Here is a 22,125-nt window from a genome sequence, read left to right on the forward strand (position 1 = left end):
AAATCGGGAAATCTTGAAAATAAATCCATTAAATAAAGATTTGCGATCGACAAATCAAGTAATGAAAAATTAGGAAAAATCCTCCAAAAGCCTGAACGGGCGAGACCGATGGTCTCATAGAGGGTGAAAAGAAAACGTAATGTCGTGCCGTGTAGGGTGTCATTCGGCGCGTTCGAAACAGGCTTGCCCATTACGTTTCAAGCGTGTTGAATGTTGCCGCTCGTTACCATCGTGGATGAACCGCGAGTCACGAGATACGGGGCGCGGCGTCCGGGGACGCAGGCGAGACAGCATTCGATAACAAGCGGATCGAGATAATCGATTCGCGGCACCGGCACGATGAGAGTCGAGCGTGCCGGGCAAAGACCAGCACAATGAACAACAACATTGACCGGCAATGCCGGTCACTCAAGCGCGCGCGTGATGCCTGGGCCGGGTGTCGCGCGCATCGGGGCATGTCGCGCCGGCTCGTGTCGTTTGCCGGTGCGATATGGGCAGCGCTGCATCTCGCGCTCGCGTCGGCGCAGTCCAGCGATCCGCTCGCCGAACAGGAGCAGCGGCGCCGCGCGCAGGAGCAGGCGATTGAGCGTGAGCGTGCCGCGAATGCGCCGAACGTCGCCCTGCAGCCGGCCGAGCGGGCCGCCCTCGATGATGGCAAGCTGCCCGACGAATCGCCCTGCTTCCGGATCGACGAACTGGCACTGGAAGTGCCGCGCGGCCTCGCCGAGGATGTCGAGGCAGCGGGCGCGCGGGCCTTGCTGCCGAATCCGCTGTTCCCTGGCGAACTGATGTTCGCGAACGACTACCTGCAGCGCTATCGCGGGCAATGCATCGGCACGAACGGGCTCAACCTGCTCGTGCATCGCGTGATGGCGTTGCTGATCGCGCGCGGCTATTCGACCACGCGCGTGTTGATCGGCCCCCAGGATCTCTCGAGCGGCAAGTTGCGGCTGCAACTGATTCCGGGCGTGATCGGCGCGATCCGGTTTGCCGATCCGAAAACCTACGGCACCTGGCGCAATGCCTTCCCGACCGGGCCCGGCGATCTGTTGAACCTGCGCAAGCTCGAGCAGGGGCTCGAGCAGATGAAGCGCGTGCCGAACCAGGACGTCGACATGCAGATCGTGCCCGGCGCCTCGGCCGGAGAAAGCGACGTGGTGATCGCGGTCAAGCGCGCCAAGCCGTGGTCGCTCACGCTCGGTGCCGATGACAGCGGTTTCAAGACGACCGGCGCCCTGCAGGGCAGCGTGAGCCTCTCGATCGACAATCCGCTCGGCCTGTCCGACCTGCTCAACATCGGCTACACCCACGACATCAACGGGCACGAGAGCAAGTACGGCACGCATGGGGCGAGCGCCTACTACGCGATTCCCTGGGGCAACTGGACCTTCACCGCGACCGCCAGCGAATACGATTACCACCAGCAGATCGCCGGCGCCTTTACCACGCTCGTGTCGAGCGGCAAGTCGAAGACCTTCGACCTGAAGGCGGAATACCAGTTCTACCGCAACCAAGTGCAGAAGAACATGGTCGAGTTCCGCGTCGGCAAGCGCTTCAGCGAGGCCTTCATCGACGGCACCGCGATCGACGTCCAGCATCGCGACAACAGCTACGCGGAGATCGGCTGGGAGCACAAGCACTACCTGGGGGCCGCGCAGCTCGACAGCACCATCGCTTATCGATGGGGCGTGCCCTGGTTCGGCGCGCAAGCCGACCTGCCACCCTCGGCGGGCGGCACGCCGACCTACTACTACCGGATGGAGACGCTCGACGCGACGCTGAACGTGCCGTTCGCGGTCGCGTCCACGCCGCTGCGCTACTCGCTCACGGTGCGCGCGCAGAACACCGGCAATGCGCTCTATCCGACCGAATTCTTCTCGATCGGCAGCCGCTACACGGTCCGGGGCTTCGACGGCAATACCATGCTGGCCGCCGAGAAGGGCGTGTTCGTGCGCAACGAGCTCGAACTGCCCCTGCCGCGTTTCGGCCAGGCGATCTACCTCGGCCTCGACGGCGGCGAGGTGTTCGGCCATGAAACCGCCAACCTGCTCGGCCGCCACCTGATCGGCGCCGTGATCGGCCTGCGCGGCAGTCTTCTCCAGCACGTCAGCTACGACGTCTTCCTCGGCGGCCCGCTCCATCAGCCCGCCGGCTTCCCGAACCGCTGGCCGGTTGCGGGCTTCAGCCTGAGTTTCCTGCTATGAACAAGCATATCCATCGTGTCATCTTCAATGCGGCTCGCGGCCTCTGGATGGTCGTGGAGGAAACCGTCACCGGCTCAGGCAAGGGGCGCTCGGCCGGCGTGACGCGGCGCGCCGGCGGCGCGCGCGCGAACTGGACCTTCGTCGACATGCTGTCGATGCGCCATCTCGCCTTCGCGGCGCTCTGCGCGCTCGGCATGCAGGCGGTGCCGGTCGATGCGCAGGTGGTCGCCGCGCCGGGCGCGGCGGGCAGCAAGCCGCTGGTCGGCGTGACGGCCAACGGCCTGCCGATCGTGCAGATCTCCACGCCGAACGCCGCGGGCGTGTCGAACAACGCCTACACGCAATACAACGTCGGCGCGCAGGGGCTGATCCTCAACAACTCGCAGGGCACCGTGCAGACGCAGCAGGCCGGGCTGGTGGCGGGCAACCCCAACCTCGTGTCGGGCAGCGCGCGCGTGATCGTCAATCAGGTGATCGGCGGTAGTGCCAGCCAACTGCTCGGTTATACCGAAGTGGCGGGCCAGAGGGCCGAGGTGGTGGTCGCCAATCCGGCCGGGATCTTCTGCAACGGCTGCGGCTTCATCAACACGAGCCGCGGCATCCTGACGACCGGCACGCCCGTATTCGGCGGCACCGGCAGCCTCGATGCCTTCCATGTGACGGGCGGACAGATCCAGATCGGCCAGGCCGGGCTCGACGGCAGCACGGTCGACCAGGTCGACCTGATCGCACGCAGCGTCGCGATCAACGGCAAGGTCTGGGCGGCGCAGTCGCTCAACGTGGTGGCCGGCAACAACGACGTGCGCCATGACGATCTCGGCGTGCAGTCGCTGGGCGCGGATGGCGGCAGCCCGACAATCGCGATCGACGTTTCGCAACTGGGCGGCATGTATGCCGGCAAGATCCGGCTGGTCGGCACCGAGACCGGCGTCGGCGTGAACAGCGCCGGCACGATCGCTTCGCAGGCCGGCGACGTGGTGGTCAACAGTCTGGGCCAGGTCACGCTGTCGGGTACCACCAGCGCGAGCGGCAGGCTGGCGATCGACGCCACCGGCGGCGTCACGAATAGCGGCAGTGTCTATGCCGTGCAGGACGTGACGATGAATAGCCAGGGCAAGATCGGTAACACCGGCACCATCGCCGCGCTCGGCAATACCGTCGTGACGGCGGGCAGCGTGGAATCCAGCGGGACGCTCGGCGCGGGCGTCGACACAAATGGCAACGTGACCGGCAAGGGCACGTTGTCGATCAGCGCCGCGGGCGCGGCGAGCACCACGGGCCATCAGACGGCGGGCGGCGATCTCGTCATGACGGGCAGCAGTCTCGACCTGCGCGGCGCGCAAACCGCCGTCACCGGCAATGCGACGCTGAGCGCGACGGGCGCGGCCGGCGACGGCGGCGGGCTCAGCCTTGCCGGCTCGACACTGAATGCGAACGGAGCCCTGATCGCGAACGCGGCCGGCGCCTTCTCCAACGACCAGGGGCACCTCGCCACGAGCCAGCTCACGATCCATGCGGGCACGCTGTCGAATCGCGGTGGCGTGCTGAGCCAGAGCGGCGCGGGCGACACCGCGCTGAGCACGGCAGGCGCCTTCGACAATGGCGGCGGAACCATCACCACCAATGCGCAGGCGCTGGCGATCCAGGCCGGTAGCCTCGGCAATGTCGATGGCCGGATCAGTCAGGCCGGCAGCGGGACGCTGAGCCTGCGAAGCGGCGCGCTCGACGACACGCGCGGCGGCATCGCGACCAACGGCCAGGCGACGATTTCGGCCGCGGGCATCGTGAATGCCTCCGGCTCGATCACGGCGGCGGGTGCGCTCCAGATCGTCTCGCAAGGCGACCTCGACAATACGGCCGGTCGCGTCGAGGCAGGCGGCGCGCTCGACGTCTCGGCAGCCGACGTGAGCAACGCGGCCGGCCGTATCGTCGCCCAGCGCGACGGCGACCTGAGCCTGCGTGCCAGCGGACGGATCTCGAGCAGCGCGGGCACCACCGCCCAAGGCGAGGCAGGCGGCCTGATCGGCAGCAACGGCAACGCCGTGGTGCAGGCCGGCGCGCTGCTCAACAGCGGTACCGTGACGGCCGCCGCCCATCTCGACCTGACGGTGGCGGGAGCGCTCGACAATAGCGGCGGTTCGTTGAACGCGGCCACGCTGGCGGCCCACGCGGCGTCGCTGGGCAATGCTGCCGGCGTGATCAGCGCGGCCGAGGTGTCGCTCACGGCGCCGCGGCTCGACAACAGCGGCGGGCGCATCAGCGCCAATACGCTGAGCCTGGCAGCGACGGACCTGCTCAACGAGCACGGCACGCTGATGCAGGTCGGCTCGGGCACGACGCGCATCGACGTGAGCGGCACCCTCGACAACGCCAACGGCGGCCTGATCCAGGCGGACAGCACGGACCTCAGCCTGGCGCCGGCGAGCCTCGACAACGACGGCGGCACCATCACGCATGCCGGGGCGGGGACGCTCGGCCTCGATGCCGGCGGCGGCGCGGGCAGCTTCAGCAACCTCGGTGGCTCGATCGCCAGCAACGGGCAGATCGCGCTGGCGGCTGGCCGTCTCGACAACACGCGTGGCACCATCAGCGCGCAGGCGGGGCTGACGGCCCAGCTCGTCGGCGAACTGGACAACACGCAGGGCAAGCTGGCATCGAACCTCGACCTGTCGATCGTCGTCGGCGCCGCGCTGAACAATTCGGGCGGCACGATCGCGGCGGCCCATGACGCCACGGTGCAGGCGGCCTCGCTGAGCAACAGCGGCAGCGTCGGTGCCGGGCAGAGTCTGGCGGTGAGGGCCGCCGATCTGCTCGACAACGGCGGCGGCACGCTCAACGCGCAGACGCTGACGACATCCGCCGCGATCCTGCGCAATGCGGGCGGCACGATCAATGGCGACGGCGTGACGCTCAGCGCCGCGCAATTCGACAACAGCCTCGGCACGATCACCGCGAATCGGCTCGGCCTCGACGCCACCAACCTGAACAATGCCCAGGGTTCGATCTCGCAGCTCGGCAAGGGCGCGTCGGACGCCGTCCTGAACGTGAGCGGCAGGCTCGACAATTCGAACGGCGGCCTGATCCAGGCCAACGCCTCGGGCATGGCGCTCGCGCCCGCCTCGCTCGACAACGACGGCGGCACGATCCGGCACGCGGGTTCGGGCACGCTGGCGATCTCGGTCGGCGGCGGCACCGGCGCCGTCACGAACCAGAGCGGCACGATCGTCGGCAATGGCGAGGTGCAACTGTCGGCGGGCGGTCTCGACAATACGGGCGGCTCGATCGGCGGTCACGCCGGCCTGCGCGTGAGCGTTGCCGGTGCGCTGGACGACACGCGCGGCACGCTGAGTTCGGATGCCGACCTGCTCGTGTCGAGCGGCGCCACGCTGAGCAATCTCGACGGATCGATTCGCGCCGGCGGCCAGGGGACGGTGAACGCGGCCTCGCTGACCAACGGCGGCACGATCGCCTCGGCGACGCAGCTCGACCTGCAGGTGGCCGGCACGCTCGACAACGGGCACGGCAAGCTCAACGGACAGACCCTCACGCTCACGTCGAACGCGCTGCTCGATGCACAGGGCGTGATCAGCGGCGACCAACTGACGCTGAACGCCGCCTCGCTCGACAACGATGGCGGCACCATCACGGCGAACCGGCTCGCGCTGCACGCGAGCGACCTGAGCAATGCGCAGGGCTCGATTTTGCAGCTCGGCACCGGAGCGACCGATGCGAGCCTGGATATCGCGGGCACGCTCGACAATTCGGGCGGGCGCATCCAGGCCAACGCGGCCGACCTGATGCTGGCCCCGGCGACGCTCCACAACGACGGCGGCACGATCGAACATGCCGGCAACGGCACGCTCGCGATCACGAGCGGCGGCGGCACGGGCCTGGCCACCAACGTCGGCGGCTCGATTGTCAGCAACGGCACGACCACGCTGTCGGCCGGCACGCTCGACAATACCGGCGGCTCGATCGGCGGCCATGCCGGCCTTGGCGTGACGACCGCGGGCGACCTCGACAACACGCGCGGCGAGCTGGCCTCGAACGCGGACCTCGGCGTCACGAGCGGCGGCGCGCTGCGCAACCTCGACGGCACGCTCGATGCGGGAGGTGGCGCTGCCGTGCGGGCGGCATCCCTGAGCAACCAGGGTGGCAGCCTGAGCGCGGGCGGCAGTCTCACGGCCGCGATCGTCGGCACGCTCGACAATGGCGGTGGCAAGCTCGGCGCGCAGACGCTGACGGCATCCGCGGCTGCGCTCGCGAACGCGGGCGGCGTGATCAGCGCAGACACGGCGACGCTTTCGGCGCCGCAGTTCGACAATAGCGGCGGCACCATCACCGCGAACCGTCTGACGCTCACGGCGGGCAATCTGACGAACCGGCAGGGCAGCATCGCTCAGCTCGGCACGGGGGCCACGGACGCGAGCCTGAACGTGAGCGGGGCGATCGACAACACCAATGGAGGCCGAATCCAGGCGAATGCCGTCGACCTGGCCTTGGCGCCGGCCAGCTTCGCCAACGATGGCGGCACGCTCAAGCACGCCGGCACGGGTACGCTGACGATCGACGCGGCGCGGGGCACCGGGTCGATGACGAACGTGGGCGGCACGATCACGAGCAATGGGCAGGTCCTGCTTTCAGCGGGGCGGCTCGACGACACGGGCGGCTCGATCGGCGGTCATGCGGGCCTGGTCGCGACGGTGGCGGGCGCGCTCGACAACACGCGCGGCAGGCTCGCCTCGAATGCCGACCTGAGCGTGACCAGCGGCGACCTGCTGACCGATACAGGCGGCGTGATCGACGCGACCGGCAGCGCCGCGGTGCAAGCGGCCTCACTGAGGAACGATGCAGGTGGCAGCATCACAGCCGGCCAGGCGCTGACGGCCAGCGTCGGCGGCAATCTCGACAATGATGGCGGCAAGCTCGGCGCGCAGACGCTGTCGGCGACGACCGCGGCGTTCTCGAATGCCGGCGGGGCAGTGAGCGCGCAGACGCTGTCGATGACGGCAGCGCGGCTCGACAACAGCGGCGGCCAGATTACCGCGAACCAGTTGCGGCTCGATGCGACCGACCTGAGCAACCGGCAGGGCTCGATCACCCAGCTCGGCAAGGGCTCGACAGCCAGCCTGGCCGTGACCGCGCGGGGTGTGCTCGACAACTCGAACGGCGGCGTGATCCACGCCAACGGGGAGCAGGCGGCCTTGAGCGCTGGTTCTCTCGATAACGATGGCGGCACGATCGCGCATTCCGGCAACGGCACGCTGACGCTCGATGCCGGCGCGGCGAGCAACCTGGGCGGCAGCATCGCCGGGAACGGCGGCATCGTCTTGACGGCCGCTTCCGTCGACAACACCGGCGGCGCGATCGACGGGCTCGCGGGGCTGGCCGCCACGGTGGCCGGCACGCTGGACAACACGCGCGGCGAACTGGCCTCGAATGCCGACCTGGGCATCGCCAGCGGCGGCGCGCTGAACAATGCGGGCGGCGTGATCGACGCAGCGGGCAAGGGCACGCTGCAAGCGGCCTCGCTGGGCAATGGCGGCGGCAGCATCCGCGCCGGGCAGGCGCTGGATACCAGCATCGCGGGGTTGCTCGACAACAGCGGCGGCAAGCTCGATGCGGCCGTGATGCAGACCACGGCCGTTGCGCTGCGCAATGCCGGCGGCAGTATCAGCGGCGACACGCTGTGGTTCGGCGTGGCGCAGCAGTTCGACAACGGCGGCGGCACCGTCACCGCGAACCAGCTCGACCTGAAGGCGGCGAGCCTGGTCAACCAGCAGGGTTCGCTCACGCAGCTGGGAACCGGCACCACCACGCTTGCCGTCGACGGCGTGCTCGACAACACCCACGGCGGCCTGATCCAGACCAAGGGCAGCGACGCGAGGATCACGAGCGGCGCGCTCGACAATCGCGGCGGTTCGATCGCGCACGCGGGCACCGGCACGCTGAGCATCGACACCGGCAGCGGCGCGTTCGACAACGCGGGCGGACGCATCGCCAGCAACGGCGGCGAGGTGCTGGCGGGCGCCGGCCTCGATAACACGGGCGGCGCGATCGGCGCGCACGCAGGTATCGCCGCGTCGTTCGGCGGTGCTGTCGACAACACCGGCGGGCAGATCGCCGCCAATGCCGGCCTGACGCTGAGCAGCGGCGCCGGGCTGACGAATGCCGGCGGCACGATCGACGCGGCCGGCGATGGTTCGGTGCAGGCCGCGAACCTGGGCAATGCCGGTGGCAGCGTGACGGCGGGCGGCCAGCTTGCGGTGACGGTCGCCGGCCGCCTCGACAACGGCCAGGGCACCTTGAGTGCCCAGGCCGTTTCGACCACCGCCGCCGCCCTCGCCAACGCGAGCGGGCTCATCAGCGGCAATGCGCTGTCCTTCCATGTCGGCCAGCTCGATAACAGCGGCGGCAAGATCGTCGCGAACCAGCTCGCGGTGAGCGCGGCCAGCCTGACGAACGCGCACGGCACGCTGACCCAGCTTGGCGACGGCGCGACGCAATTCGACATCGCCGGCACGCTGGACAACTCGCAGGGTGGCCTGATCCAGGCCAAGGGCGCCGAACTGACGCTCGACGCCGGCACATTCGACAACGACGCCGGCACGATCAAGCACGTCGGCACCGGCACGCTGACGATTGTCGCGGGCCAGGGCTCGGGGGCCGCGAGCAACGCCGGCGGCACCATCGTCGGCAACGGCCGCCTGAGCCTGTCGGCCGGCAGCCTCGGTAATGCCGGCGGCGCGATCGGCGCGCATGCCGGGCTGTCCGCCGGCGTGTCGGGCGCGGTGAACAACATGGGCGGGCAGATCGCCTCCGATCAGGACCTCGACCTCGCGAGCGGCGCGGTGCTGAGCAACGACGGCGGCGTGATCGACGCGGCCGGCAACGGCAGCGTGCAAGCCGCTTCGCTGACGAACACCGGCAAGGGCAGCATCACGGCCGGGCAGAACCTGACGACCACGATCGACGGCACGCTCGACAACGGCGGCGGTACCTTGAGCGCGCAATCCGTGAACGTGACGGCCGGCACGTTGCGCAATGCCGGTGGCCTGGTCAGTGCCGATACCGTCGGTTTGTCGGCCGCGTCGCTCGACAACAGCTACGGCAAAGTGGCGGCCAACCAGCTCGGCGTCACGGCGGGCACGCTGTGGAACGAGCACGGCTCGCTCACGCAGTTCGGCAGCGGCGCGACGCATATCGATGGCGGCGCGCTCATCGACAACGCGAACGGCGGCGTGATCCAGAGCAACGGGGCGGACCTGACGCTCGCCGCCGCCTCGCTGGACAACGACGGCGGCGCGGTCACGCATGCGGGCAGCGGTACCCTGAGCATCGGGGCGGGCTCGGGCCACGGCACCGCGAGCAACGTGGGCGGACACATCGTCAGCAATGGACAGGCCAGCCTGGCTGCCGGTAGCCTCGACAACACGGGCGGCACGATCGGCGGCCATGCCGGCCTGAACGTGACGCTCGCGGGGGCGCTGAACAACACACGCGGCCAGATCGCATCGAATGCGGATCTCGGCATCACGAGCGGCGATGCCTTGAACAATGCCGGCGGCGCGATCGATGCCGGCGGTTCCGCCGTCGTGCAGGCGGTCTCCCTGACCAATGCCGCGGGCGGCAGCATCACGGCCGGGCAGAACCTGACGGCGAGCAGCTCGGGCACGCTCGACAACGGCGGCGGCACCCTCAGCGCGAACACCGTATCGGCGCAGGGCGCGGTGCTGAAGAACGCCGGTGGCGTGATCAGCGGCAATGTGGTGTCCTTGAGCGCGCCGCAGCTCGACAATCGCGGCGGCAAGGTCACGACCAACGCCCTGACATTGACGGCGACCGATCTCGTCAACGAACAAGGGTCGATCACCCAGCTCGGCAGCGGAGCGATCGCGCTGAACGTCGGCGGCACGCTCGACAATGCGAACGGCGGCCTGCTGCAGACCAACAGCACCGACTTCACGCTCGCGCCGGCCTCGCTGGACAATGATGGCGGCACCATCACGCATGCCGGCACCGGCACGTTGACGATCACCAGCGGCAAGGGCGCGGGCAGCGTCTCGAATCTCGGCGGGAAGATCGTCAGCAACGGCCAGGCAGTGTTGTCGGCCGGCACGCTCGACAATACGGGCGGCGCCATCGGCGGTCACGGCAGCCTCGGTTTGACGATCGCCGGCTCGCTCGACAACACCCGGGGCCAGCTCGCCTCGAACGGCGATCTGGGCGTGACCAGCGGCGGCCTGCTCACCAATACGGGGGGCGTGATCGACGCGAGCGGCAAGGGCACGGTGCAGGCCGTGTCCTTGAAGAACGATGGAGGCGGCAGCCTCACGGCCGGCCAGACGCTCACCGCGAACACCGCGGGCGCGCTCGCCAACGATGGCGGCACGATCAGCGCGCAGGCCGTGACGCTCGGCGTAGGCTCGCTGAGCAACGCGGGTGGCCTGGTGAGCGGCGATGCCGTGTCGATATCGGGCGGCGCGCTCGACAACGGCAAGGGCAGGATCACCACCCGCCTGCTGAATCTCGATGCCGCCACGCTCGCCAACGAGCAGGGCGTGATCACGCAGCTCGGCACCGGCACCACGGAGATCGGCCTGACGGGCAGCCTCGACAACTCGAACGGCGGCGTGATCCAGTCGGCCGGCACGGACATGAACCTGTCCGCGGGTTCCATCGACAACGACGGCGGCACGGTTACGCACGCGGGAACGGGCGGCACGCTGAGCGTCGCGACGGGCCAGGCCGGTGCCGTGTCCAATCTGGGCGGCACGATTGTCGGCAACGGCCGGACCGTGCTGACGGCGGGTAGCGTCGACAATACGCGCGGAGCGATCGGTGGCCACGATGGCTTGACAGCCACGGTCGCTGGCGCGCTGAACAACACGCAGGGCCAGCTCGCCTCGAACGCAACGCTGGCGGTGTCGAGCGGCGCCGCGCTGACGAATGCCGGCGGCGTGATCGACGCGACCGGCAGCGGCCAGGTGCAGGCTGCCTCGCTGAGCAATGGCGGTAGCGGCAGCATCACCGCCGGGCAGGCCCTGCAGGTGAACGTCGCCGACCGTTTCGACAACGGCGGGGGCAAGCTGAGCGCGCAATCGGTGAGCACCGGCGCGGCTTCGTTCGCCAACAACGGCGGGCTGGTCAGCGCCGATGCCGTGTCGTTCACGGTACCCGAGCTCGACAACGGCGGCGGCAGGATCATCGCCAACCGGCTCACGTTGAGCACCACCGACCTGAGCAACGAGCACGGCACGCTGACCCAGCTCGGCACCGATACAACCCATTTCGATGTGAGCGGCAAGCTGGACAACGCGAATGGTGGCCTGATCCAGACCAACGCGACCGACCTGACGCTGGCGCCGGCCACGCTCGATAACGACGGCGGCACCATCACCCACGCTGGCAGCGGCACGCTGACGATCAGCGCGGCCGGCGGCACGGGCGCGGCCAGCAATGTGGGCGGCAGCATCGTCAGCAATGGCCGCACCGCCCTGACGGCAGGCAGCCTTGATAACACGGGCGGCGCCATCGGCGGCCATCTGGGCCTCGATGCAAGCGTGTCGGGTGCCCTCGACAACACGCGCGGGCAGCTCGCCTCGAGTGCCGATCTCGACGTGAGCAGCGGCGCTGCGCTGACCAACACGGCGGGCGTGATCGATGCGGCCGGCAACAGCCGCGTGCAGGCCGCCTCGCTGAGCAACGGCAGCGGCGGCGGCATCACGGCCGGTGGCCAATTGACGGCCGGCGTGAGCGGCACGCTCGACAACGGCGGCGGCCTGATGAGCGCGCAAGCACTGACGGCCTCCGCCGCTTCGCTGCGCAATGCCGGGGGCAAGTTGAGCGGCGGGACCTTGTCCCTGACAGCGCCGCAATTCGACAATGATGGCGGCACGATCGTCGCCAATGCCCTGGCGCTTTCCGCCACCAACCTGAGCAATGCGCACGGCATGCTGACCCAGCTCGGCACGGGGTCGACCCGTATCGACGTGGGCGGCACGCTGGACAACTCGAATGGCGGGCTGATCCAGAGCAATGCGACCGACCTGACGCTGGCGCCGGCCTCGTTCGACAACGACGGCGGTACCATCACGCATGCGGGCAAGGGCACGCTGACGATCGATGCGGCGAACGGCGCTGGCATGGCCAGCAATCTCGGCGGCAGCATCGTCAGCAACGGGCTCACGGTGCTGGATGCGGCAAGTCTCGCCAATGCCGGCGGCGCGATCGGCGGCCATGCCGGTCTCGCCGTGACGGTGAGCGGCGCGCTCGACAACACGCACGGCCAGCTCGTCTCGAATGCCGACCTGAGCGTCGCCAGCGGCACGGCACTGGGCAACGATGGCGGCGTGATCGACGCGACCGGCAACGGGACCGTGCAGGCGGCCTCGTTGAGCAACGGCAGTGCCGGCAGCATCACCTCGGGACAGGCGCTGCAGGCGAGCGTTGCCGGCCTGCTCGACAACGGCGGCGGCGTGCTCAGCGCGCAATCGGTGGCCGTGCAGGCCGCCGCGTTCGCGAACGCGGCCGGTGTGGTCAGCGGCAACGCGCTGTCGTTTACGGTGCCGCGGTTCGACAACAGCGGCGGGCGCATCACCGCCAATGCGCTGACGCTGGCCGTGGCCAACCTGACGAACGCGCATGGCCTGCTGACCCAGCTCGGCACCGACACGACGCGGTTCGACGTCAGCGGCATGCTCGACAATTCGAACGGCGGCCTGATCCAGACCAACGCGACGGATCTGACACTGGCGCCGGCCTCGCTCGACAACGACGGCGGCACCATCACGCACGCCGGCAACGGCACGCTGAACATCGACGCGGGCCAGGGCACCGGCACACTCTCCAACCATGGCGGCACGATCCTGAGCAACGGCCGGGCCGTGCTCGAGGCCGGCGGCATCGACAATGGCGGCGGCTCGATCGGCGGGCACACCGGCCTGACCGTGACCGCGGCCGGCGCGCTCGACAACACGCACGGCCAGCTCGCCTCGAACGCTGATCTCTCCGTGTCCAGCGGCGCCGCGCTGAGCAATGCCGCCGGCACCATCGCCGCCAAGGGCAACGACACGGTGCAGGCCGCATCCCTGGCGAATGGCGGCAGCATCACGGCGGGCCAGGCGCTCGATGCGCAGGTCGGCGGCCTGCTCGACAACAGCTCGGGCACGCTCAGCGGGCAAGGCGTGACGACACACGCGGCCTCGCTGAAGAACGGCAGCGGCACGATCAGCGGCGACAGCGTGTCGGTGTCGGCGGACGCGCTCGACAACACCGGCGGGCGCATTGCCGCCAATACGCTGGGCGTGACGGCGGTGACGCTGATCAACCAGCACGGCACGCTGACCCAACTCGGCTCGGCCGATACGGCCTTCACGCTGAGCGGCGCGCTCGACAATTCTGCCGGCGGCGTGATCCAGACCAACGGCGCGAACCTGCTGCTGGCATCGGCCTCGTTCGACAATGACGGCGGTACCGTCACGCACGCCGGTACCGGCGTGACGACGATCGACGTCGGCGCGGGCGGCGGCAAGCTCAGCAACGTCGGCGGCCACCTGGTCGGCAACGGGCAACTGTCGGTGAAGGCAGCGAGCATCGACAACACCGGCGGCACGCTCGCATCCCAGGCGCTGCTGGCCACCCAGCTGCAGGCGGGTTTGAACAACCAGGGCGGGCGGGTGTCCTCGGGCTCGGCGCTGAGTCTAGCGGTGGGCGGGGCGCTGGACAATGCGGGCGGGGTGATCGGCGCGGGCGGTGCGGTGGCCGACAGCACGCTGGGCATCACGGCCGGCTCGCTCGACAACAGCGACGGCGCGATCACCAATACCGGCACCGGGCAGACCTGGGTCGACGGCGGCAGCCAGCTCGTCAACCGGCATGCGGGCGGCGTCGCGGGCATGGGCGCGATCAGCGGCAACGGCAACGTGCAGGTCATGGCCACCGCGCTGTCGAACACGCAGGGCGGCCAGCTCGGCGGTAACGCGTTGTATGTGCGCGGCAGCGCGCTCGACAACAGCGGCGGCCTGATCGGCAACGTCGCCAATGCCAGCGAAGGGGTCAGCGTCACCACCACCGGCAACATCGCCAATACCGGCGGCCGGATCGGCTCGTCGAACAACCTCTCGCTGGTCGCGAACTTCGTCGGCGGCGGCGTGTACAGCGCCGGCGGCGAGCTGACCCTGAACCAGCAGGCCGATTTCTCGATCACCACCGACTACAGCTTCAGCTCCGGCAAGGTGCTGCGCTTCATCGTGCCGGGTAACTTCGGCAACAATATCGGATTCGCTAGCGCGCACGACCTGGTGATCCAGGCCGGCGCGATCTGGAACACCGGATCGCTGGCGGCCGGCGGCACGCTCAGTACCCAGTCGAACACGCTGTACAACAGCGGCACGATCGTCGGCGGCAGCGTGTCGCTCAACGCCTCGCAATCGATCTCGAACCTCGGTACCAGCGCCCTGATCGGCGCGACCAACAGTGCCGGAACGCTCGAGTTGCTGTCGGCCGACATCGAGAATCGCGACGATTCGAGCGTGGGCGACATGGCGGCGATGACCACGATCTACGGCCTTGGCCGGGTGGTGCTCGCCGGCGGCAAGGACGGCAACGGCAACTACTACAACGCCGGCCTGGTGCGCAACCAGTCGGGCCTGATCCAGTCGGGCGGCGACATGCAGATCGCCGCCAACCTGGTGACGAACACCCGGCGCGCGATGGGTACCTCGGGCTTCACGAGCTGGGTCGATCCGGGCTGGGTCCAGGCGCTCGGCATCAGCCTGAGCGGTACCACCGGTCGCGAGAACGTTCACGACCCGAGCAGCATCGGCGGCGTCTACATCGAGCCGCCGCATGGCGGCAGCATGAACAGCGATTACCTGAACACGACGTACACGGGGACGGCGGTCGGGAATCTGGTCACCTACGTCACGCCGAAATCGCAGATCGTCTCCGGCGGCAACCTGAATGCCTCGTCCGTCGGTACCTTGCAGAACTACTGGAGCCAGGTGGCATCGACCGGCAACCTCGCGTCGCCGTTCTCGATCGACCAGGACAGCTGGCGCGGCCAGGCCGCCCCGGCGATCCAGGTGACCTATACCGGCACCTACAACTACAGGACCTACAAGGGCGGCCTGTGGAGCCAGTCCTTCTGCGGCAGCGGCTGTCCCGCGCCGGCCGACGTGCGCACCTATCAACTGCCGGCAGGCTACAACTACGAGTCGACGCTGACGGCCGGGGGCACCTTCAGCGGCACGGGCGTGACGATCAACAACACCGCCGGCAACGCAGGCCTGGTGCCGCCGCCGGCGCTGCAGCTCGGCGCCGGCGCGCAAGTGGGCGCGGTGTCCGCGGTGAGTGGTTCGGTGCCGGCTGGACAGGGCGGCGCGACGGTGGCGGCCGGCGCCGTGAGCGGCTCGATCGACGCCGTCGCGCCCGGGCGCTCGATCGCGGCGAGCGCCGTCAACGGCACGATCGACGACAGTTCGTCGGCACGCGACATCCATGCGGGTACCGTGAGCGGATCCATCGTCGCGGGTTCTTCAGGCCAGACGATTGCCGCAGGAGCGGTGCAGGGGAGCGTGGCCACGGGTAACTCGGGTGCCGCGGTCCAGGCCGGCGCGGTGAGCGGTTCGCTCGCTGGTGCCGGGGGCACCACCACGATCGGCACGGGCGCTCTGAGCGGCGCGGTCGGCGATGGATCGTCGACATCGGGCCACGCGGTCGACGCCGGCGCGGTGAGCGGCTCGCTCGCCTCCGGCGGTGCCGCGCATGCGATCGACGTCGGCGCCGTGAACGGCACCATCGTTGGCGGCGCGGGCGGGATCGCCAGCGGTGCCGGGGCGGCTAGCGGCTCGGTCGAGGCCGGCTCGTCGGGCCAGACCATCTCGGCCGGCGCTGCGAGCGGGCAGATCGGCGGCGGCGCGAGCGGCCGGGAGATCGGCGCCTCCACGGCCAGCGGCTCGATCGGCGTCACGCCGGCCGGCCAGCAGGTGACGGCCGGCACGGTCAGCGGGAGCATCGGCAGCGGCTCGGGCGGCGTGCAGGTGAGCGCCAGCGCCGCCAGCGGCGCGATCGCGACGACCGGTGGACTGCCCGCGGCGGCAGTGTCGGCACAAGGCGGCCAGGTCGCGAGCGGCGGCGTGGGGCCGGTCAGCCAGACGGTGGTGGCCAATGCCACCGCGCCTTCCGTGCTGAACAACATCGCCCTGCCCAAGGGCGGGCTGTTCAGCGTCGCGACCGCGCCCAAGGCGCCGTACCTGGTCGAGACGAATCCAGCGTTCACCAGCGCCCAGCAGTGGCTGTCGAGCGACTATTACTTCCAGCAGGCGGGCATGGACCCGGCCAAGGTTCAACTGCGGCTCGGCGACGGCTTCTACGAGCAGAAGCTGGTGCAGGACCAGATCATGGCCATGACCGGCAAGTCGGTGCTGACCAACTATGCCGACACGCAGGCGGAGTACCAGGCGCTGATGACTTCGGGCGCCCAGCTCGCGAAAGCGCTCGACCTCGCACCCGGCACGGGGCTGTCACCCGAGCAGGTCGCGCAGTTGACGAGCAATGTCGTGATCATGCAGGATCAGGTGGTCGACGGGCAGACCGTGCTGGTGCCGGTGGTGTATCTCGCGCAGGCGAGCCAGGAGAACATGGGCAACGGCCCCTTGATCGCGGCCACCAATATCGATCTGCAAAATGCCGTGGCGGTCAACAACAGCGGCACGATCCGCGCGTCCGACAATTTCTCGATCAGCGCGCAGACCATCGACAGTTCGTTCGGCACGCTGGAAAGCGGCGGAAAGATGTCGCTCGTCTCCAGCGGCGACGTCAACCTGAGCTCGGCCACGGTGAATGCCGGCAGCCTGCAGCTGCAGGCCGGCGGCAACCTCGTGCTCGACTCGGCCGTGAACACCCTGAGCCAGACCGGCCCGAATGGCGCGACGCGCGTGTCGAGCACGCTCGGGCCACTGGCCAGCATCAACGTGGGTGGCGACGCGTCGATCACCACCGGCGGCAACTTCCAGCAGAACGCCGGCAGCCTGAACGTGGGCGGCACGCTCGGCCTGGACGTGGGCGGCGACTGGACGCTGGGCGTGCAGCAGACCGGCGAGACCAAGGTCGTGTATCGCATGGGCGGCGTATCCGACACGCAGTTCGTGACTGATACCGGCAGCAGCGTGAAGGTGGGGGGCGCTTCGTCGATCGTGGTCGGCGGCAACCTCGATGCGACCGGCGCGAACCTGAATCTCGGCGGCGGCGGGACCATCGCGGTGGGCGGCAGCCTGAACCTGCAGGCCGCGGTCGGAACCTCGACCGTCGACAGCAGCAGCTCGGGCAGCGGCGGCGGGCGCAGCTACGCGGAAACACTGCACAAGTCCGACGACGCGGTCACCGCGACCACGCTGCAGGGCGGCGATAGTCTGACCATCGCGGCCGGCAAGGACATCAACGTGCTCGGCAGCGTGGTGTCGCTCGACAAGGGCACCGCGCAGCTCGTGGCGGGCGGCAACGTGACGATCGGCGAGGTGACCGAAACGCACGTCGACGATTCGCACGAGTCGCATACGCACAGCGGCGTGGTGAGCTCGACGGCGATTTCGAGCTCGCGCAATACCACCACCACTTCGGCCGATGGCAGCACGATCTCGGCGGACGCGGTGTCGATCGTCAGCGGCCAGGATCTCAACGTGCGCGGCAGCACCATCGTCGGGACCAACGACGTGTCGCTGGTTGCCGCGCACGATGTGAACATCACCACGTCGCAGGACAGCATGAGCTCGTCGGGCAGCTACTCGGAGAAGCATTCCGGTCTGATGGCGGGCGGCGGCCTGTCGGTGTCGGTGGGCAGCAGCAAGCTCGCGACCACCGACGACGAGACGAGCGTCACCAACAATGCGAGCACGGTGGGTTCGTTGTCGGGGAACCTGACGATCCGCGCCGGCGACACGCTGCATGTGACCGGCAGCGACCTGATCGCCGCGCAGAACCTGAGCGGCACGGCCGCGACCGTCACGATCGATGCGGCGACGGATACCTCGCATCAGTCGCAGACGCAGCAGACCAGCAAGAGTGGCATGACGATCGGGCTGTCGGGGACGATCGGCGACGCGCTCAACAATGCGATCAGCCAGACGCAGGCCGCGCGCAGCTCGGCCGAGGACGGCAACGGGCGCGCTTCCGCCTTGCATGCGATCGCGGCGGCGGGCGACATCGCCACGCTCGGCTCGGCGGCCGGGATCGGTCCGAAGACGGCGCAGGCGCCGAGCATCGGGGTGCAGGTGAGCTTCGGGTCGAGCCACAGTTCGAGCGCGTCGTCCGAGGACTCGGTGACCCAGAAGGGCTCGTCGGCGCGGGCTGGCGGCACGGCCACGTTGGTGGCGACCGGCGACGGGACGGCGGGCAGCGGCAACCTGACGATTGCCGGCTCGGACGTGAGCGCGGCCGATGCGGTGCTGGTCGCCAAGAACCAGGTGAACCTCGTCAACACGACGGATACCGATTCGACGCGCAGCACGAATTCGTCGTCGGGCGGCAGTATCGGGATTTCCATCTCGACGGCCGGGATCGGTGTTTCCGCCTCGATGCAGAAGGCGCACGGCGACGGGAATTCCGATGCCGCCATGCAGAACAACACGCATATCGACGCGAGCAATTCGGCGACCATCGTGAGCGGAGGGGACACCAACCTGATCGGCGCGAGCGTGAATGCGAACCAGGTGAGCGCGAGCGTGGGCGGGAACCTGAATGTAGCGAGCGTGCAGGATGTGACGACGAGCGCGGCGCATCAGAGCAGCGTGGGGGGCGGGATTGGCGTGAGCACGACGGGGGCTAGCGTCAGTGTCAGCGTGCAGAACGGCAACGGGCATGGCGATTACGCTGGCGTCAACGAGCAGAGCGGCATTGTCGCGGGCACGGGGGGATTCGATGTCAACGTGAGCGGCAATACCGATTTGAAGGGTGGCGTCATTTCGAGCGCGGCCGATCCAGGCAAGAACTCGCTGACGACCGGTACGCTGAGTTTCAGCGATATCCAGAATCACTCCGATTTCACGGCGACGAGCACTGGTTTCAGCGAAGGGCTGAGCAGCGACATTGCCAGCAGCAACCATCCTTCTCATGGGACTGCGTCGGTACCGGGAGGCGGAGGCGGTATTCCGACCTATGCGCACGACAGCGGCAGTTCGAGTTCGACGACGCGTAGCGCTGTGGGCGCCGGCCAGATCCAGGTCACGGACGCAAATCGTCAAGCGCAAGATGTGGCGAACTTGAGCCGCGACACGGCCGGCACGAATGGTGCGGTGTCGAAGCTGCCGGACGTGAACAGCACCATCGCGCAGCAAGCCGATCTGATGAATGCGGTGTCGGCCGCTGGGGAAGCGGTCGCCACGAAGATCGGCGATTACGCGGACAGCAAGCGAGACGACGCGATCAAGGAGGCCAAGGCCGCGCAGGATCGCGGCGACCTCGATGCGATGCGGGGTTATCTGGACGAGGCCAAGTCCTGGGATGAAGGCGGCAGCAATCGGACCATGCTGCATGTGGCGGGTGGCGGCTTGATCGGCGGGCTGGGTGGCGGCGGTGTCGGCAGTGCGATGCAGGGCGCGGCGGGGGCAGGCCTGGCGTCTTCCCTGGCCGGGACGACGAAGCAGATCGCCGATGCGATTGGAGCGGAGACGGGTTCGGACCTGCTGGGCAAGCTCGCGGGCAATACCTTGGCCGGCATCGGCGGCGGGATCGTGGGAGGGACGACGGGGGCTGCGGCGGCGGCCAACGTTAATCTGTACAACCAGTGGCGAGATTCGGGTTCGACGGATATCGATACGCTCGAACGGGCTGCAGGTATCAGTGATGGTGGCAAGCGGCCGTCAACGCTGGAGAGGATTCTGCAAGGTTTAGAACTGGGTGCGAATGTACTGCTTGGGATGGAGGGCGGGCCTCCTCCAGGGGCAAGCCCGGGTGCAGTGTTGGTAAACTCGGCAGCCGGTGCGTTACCCGCGCAGGCGTTGGCGGGCCAGGGGATTGCACCGAGCCATGCGATTTTTAATGATGGGGGGGATAAGTCTACAGACACGTCAGTCAAGGACAATCCAACCATTCAATTCGGGGCCAACGACAACCAGAGTAGCCATACCTTCCGTCACGTAATCGGTCGCGGCTACGATGCAAACGCAGTTCAAAGTGCAGTGACCGACAACCTCAACAAAATTGGGGCTTCATTGCCACAGGGGCAGTACACAGGTACGGTCGTTGTGAATGGGACGACCTTCAACTACAGTTCGTACAAGTTTCCGAATGGCACGATTAACGTAGGTCGAATTACACCACCGAGATAAAAATGGGCACAGTGAGAGTGAGATCGTTGAAGGATAATGAAAGAGCGCTGCTAACCGCGCTGATCGCGGGGAGACCTCGAGCGGAGGAGCTTCTAGGTTCTCTTGCTAACGTTCGAGTTGAAGAAATGAACGACGGTGGAATGGGGGGGCTGCGCTTTTGTACCTCGGATGCGCGCCCTCGCCGTCTTGGTGTGCAGCTGGTCGAAAAGGAGTTCATCGATAGTGATGGCGTGCCGATTATGGTTGCCGTCAACTTGGATGAGTATGGCGAACTCTATGAGCTTGATATATGGAAGGTTGATTTTTCGTCATTGAAACGGTTTCCGAGCGCTTGATCCAGTCAAGTAAAAGCTATGTCATGAGGATGCAGGAATCTCTTTTTTCAGTGGAAGAAGGTGGTCAGTTACGCCTGTCAGGCTCACTGTCTGAATGGTTGTTCTCTTCGAAATTCTGGTCGGATTTCAATGCGAAATGCAGCACGATGTTCGATCAATATGAAGAAGACGAGGCCGACGTGTCGGTGGTTAAGAAAGTCATTATTGCTCTAGAGGCTCGGGCGCGTGCCTTGCAGGAGCTGGACGTGTGTGATGTTGAATTCGTGTATCGCTGGACAGCCGAACACAAACCTTTGAAAGCAAGCGTATCGCGAGAAGCGTTGCTGTCAGAGTTGATGACACTCCGTGACTTTCTTTGCGAAGCGGTAGCGAGGAATCGCAGCGTGATCCTTTCCCTCTGAGCATTCGAGCATAAGGCGTGTAATAGGTTCACGCCGATTGTTGTTCGGACTACCGTAGTAAAAAAGAGTTTGGGCACGATAACGAGCAGAGTTGCATTGTCGCGGGCACGGGGGGATTCGATGTCAACGTGAGCGGCCATACCGATTTGAACGGTGGCGTCATTTCGAGTGTGGCCGATCCAGGCAAGAACTCGCTGACGACCGGTACGCTGAGTTTCAGCGATATCCAGAATCACTCCGATTCACGGCGACGAGCACCGGTTGCAGCGAAGGGCTGAGCAGCGACATTGCCAGCAGCAGCCATCCTTCTCATGGGACTGCGTCGGTGCCAGGAGGCGGAGACGGTACCCCGACCTATGCGCACGAGAGCGGCAGTTCAAGTTCGACGACGCGTAGCGCCGTGGGCGCCGGCCAGATCCAGGCCACGGACCCGAATCATCAAGCGCAAGATGTGACGAACTTGAGCCGCGACACGACCGGCACGAATGGCGCCGTGTCGAAGCTGCCGGACGTGAACAACACCATTGCGCAGCAAGCCGATCTGATGAACGCGGTGTCGGCCGCTGGGGAGGCGGTCGCCACGAAGATCGGGGATTACGCGGACAGCAAGCGAGACGACGCGATCAAGGAGGCTAAGGCCGCGCAGGATCGCGGCGACCTTGATGCGATGCGGGGTTATCTGGACGAGGCCAAGTACTGGGCTGAAGGTGGCAGCAATCGGACCATGCTGTATGTGGCGGGCGGCGGCTTGATCGAGGGGGGCTGTGGGTGGTAGCGGTGTCGGCGGCGCGATGCAGGGCGCAGCGGTTGGATCGGCCGCTGATTCGACTAAAAAAATTCGCAGGTCAATTTTCCAGAT

General features: G+C 67.6%; 5 protein-coding genes. All 5 read left to right on the forward strand.

What is annotated here, in order from left to right; translation table 11 throughout:
- Positions 1-455: 455 nt before the first annotated feature.
- The 5 genes from F3J18_RS11405 to F3J18_RS11425 all read left to right on the forward strand — a co-directional run bounded on the left by F3J18_RS11405 (position 456) and on the right by F3J18_RS11425 (position 22,041).
- The gene (locus F3J18_RS11405) at positions 456-2,204 is read left to right on the forward strand and encodes a ShlB/FhaC/HecB family hemolysin secretion/activation protein (RefSeq protein ID WP_233635454.1); all 1,749 of its coding nucleotides are present in this window, start codon (positions 456-458) and stop codon (positions 2,202-2,204) included.
- The gene (locus tag F3J18_RS11410; RefSeq protein ID WP_166912877.1) at positions 2,201-20,530 is read left to right on the forward strand and encodes a filamentous hemagglutinin N-terminal domain-containing protein; all 18,330 of its coding nucleotides are present in this window, start codon (positions 2,201-2,203) and stop codon (positions 20,528-20,530) included. The genes F3J18_RS11405 and F3J18_RS11410 overlap by 4 nt, the downstream gene beginning before the upstream one ends.
- A gap of 125 nt (positions 20,531-20,655) precedes the next feature.
- The gene (locus F3J18_RS11415; RefSeq protein WP_052307277.1) at positions 20,656-20,865 is read left to right on the forward strand and encodes a hypothetical protein; all 210 of its coding nucleotides are present in this window, start codon (positions 20,656-20,658) and stop codon (positions 20,863-20,865) included.
- Between the two features lie 23 nt (positions 20,866-20,888).
- Complete coding sequence (locus F3J18_RS11420) at positions 20,889-21,266, forward strand: hypothetical protein (RefSeq protein ID WP_166912878.1); 378 nt, start codon at positions 20,889-20,891, stop codon at positions 21,264-21,266.
- Positions 21,267-21,666: 400 nt separating this feature from the next.
- Positions 21,667-22,041 (forward strand): hypothetical protein, encoded by a 375-nt coding sequence (locus F3J18_RS11425; RefSeq protein ID WP_166912879.1) that lies wholly within the window; start codon positions 21,667-21,669, stop codon positions 22,039-22,041.
- Positions 22,042-22,125 lie beyond the last annotated feature (84 nt).

The sequence above is a fragment of the Burkholderia sp. Ax-1720 genome (assembly GCF_011753035.1).
Lineage (GTDB): Bacteria > Pseudomonadota > Gammaproteobacteria > Burkholderiales > Burkholderiaceae > Burkholderia > Burkholderia gladioli.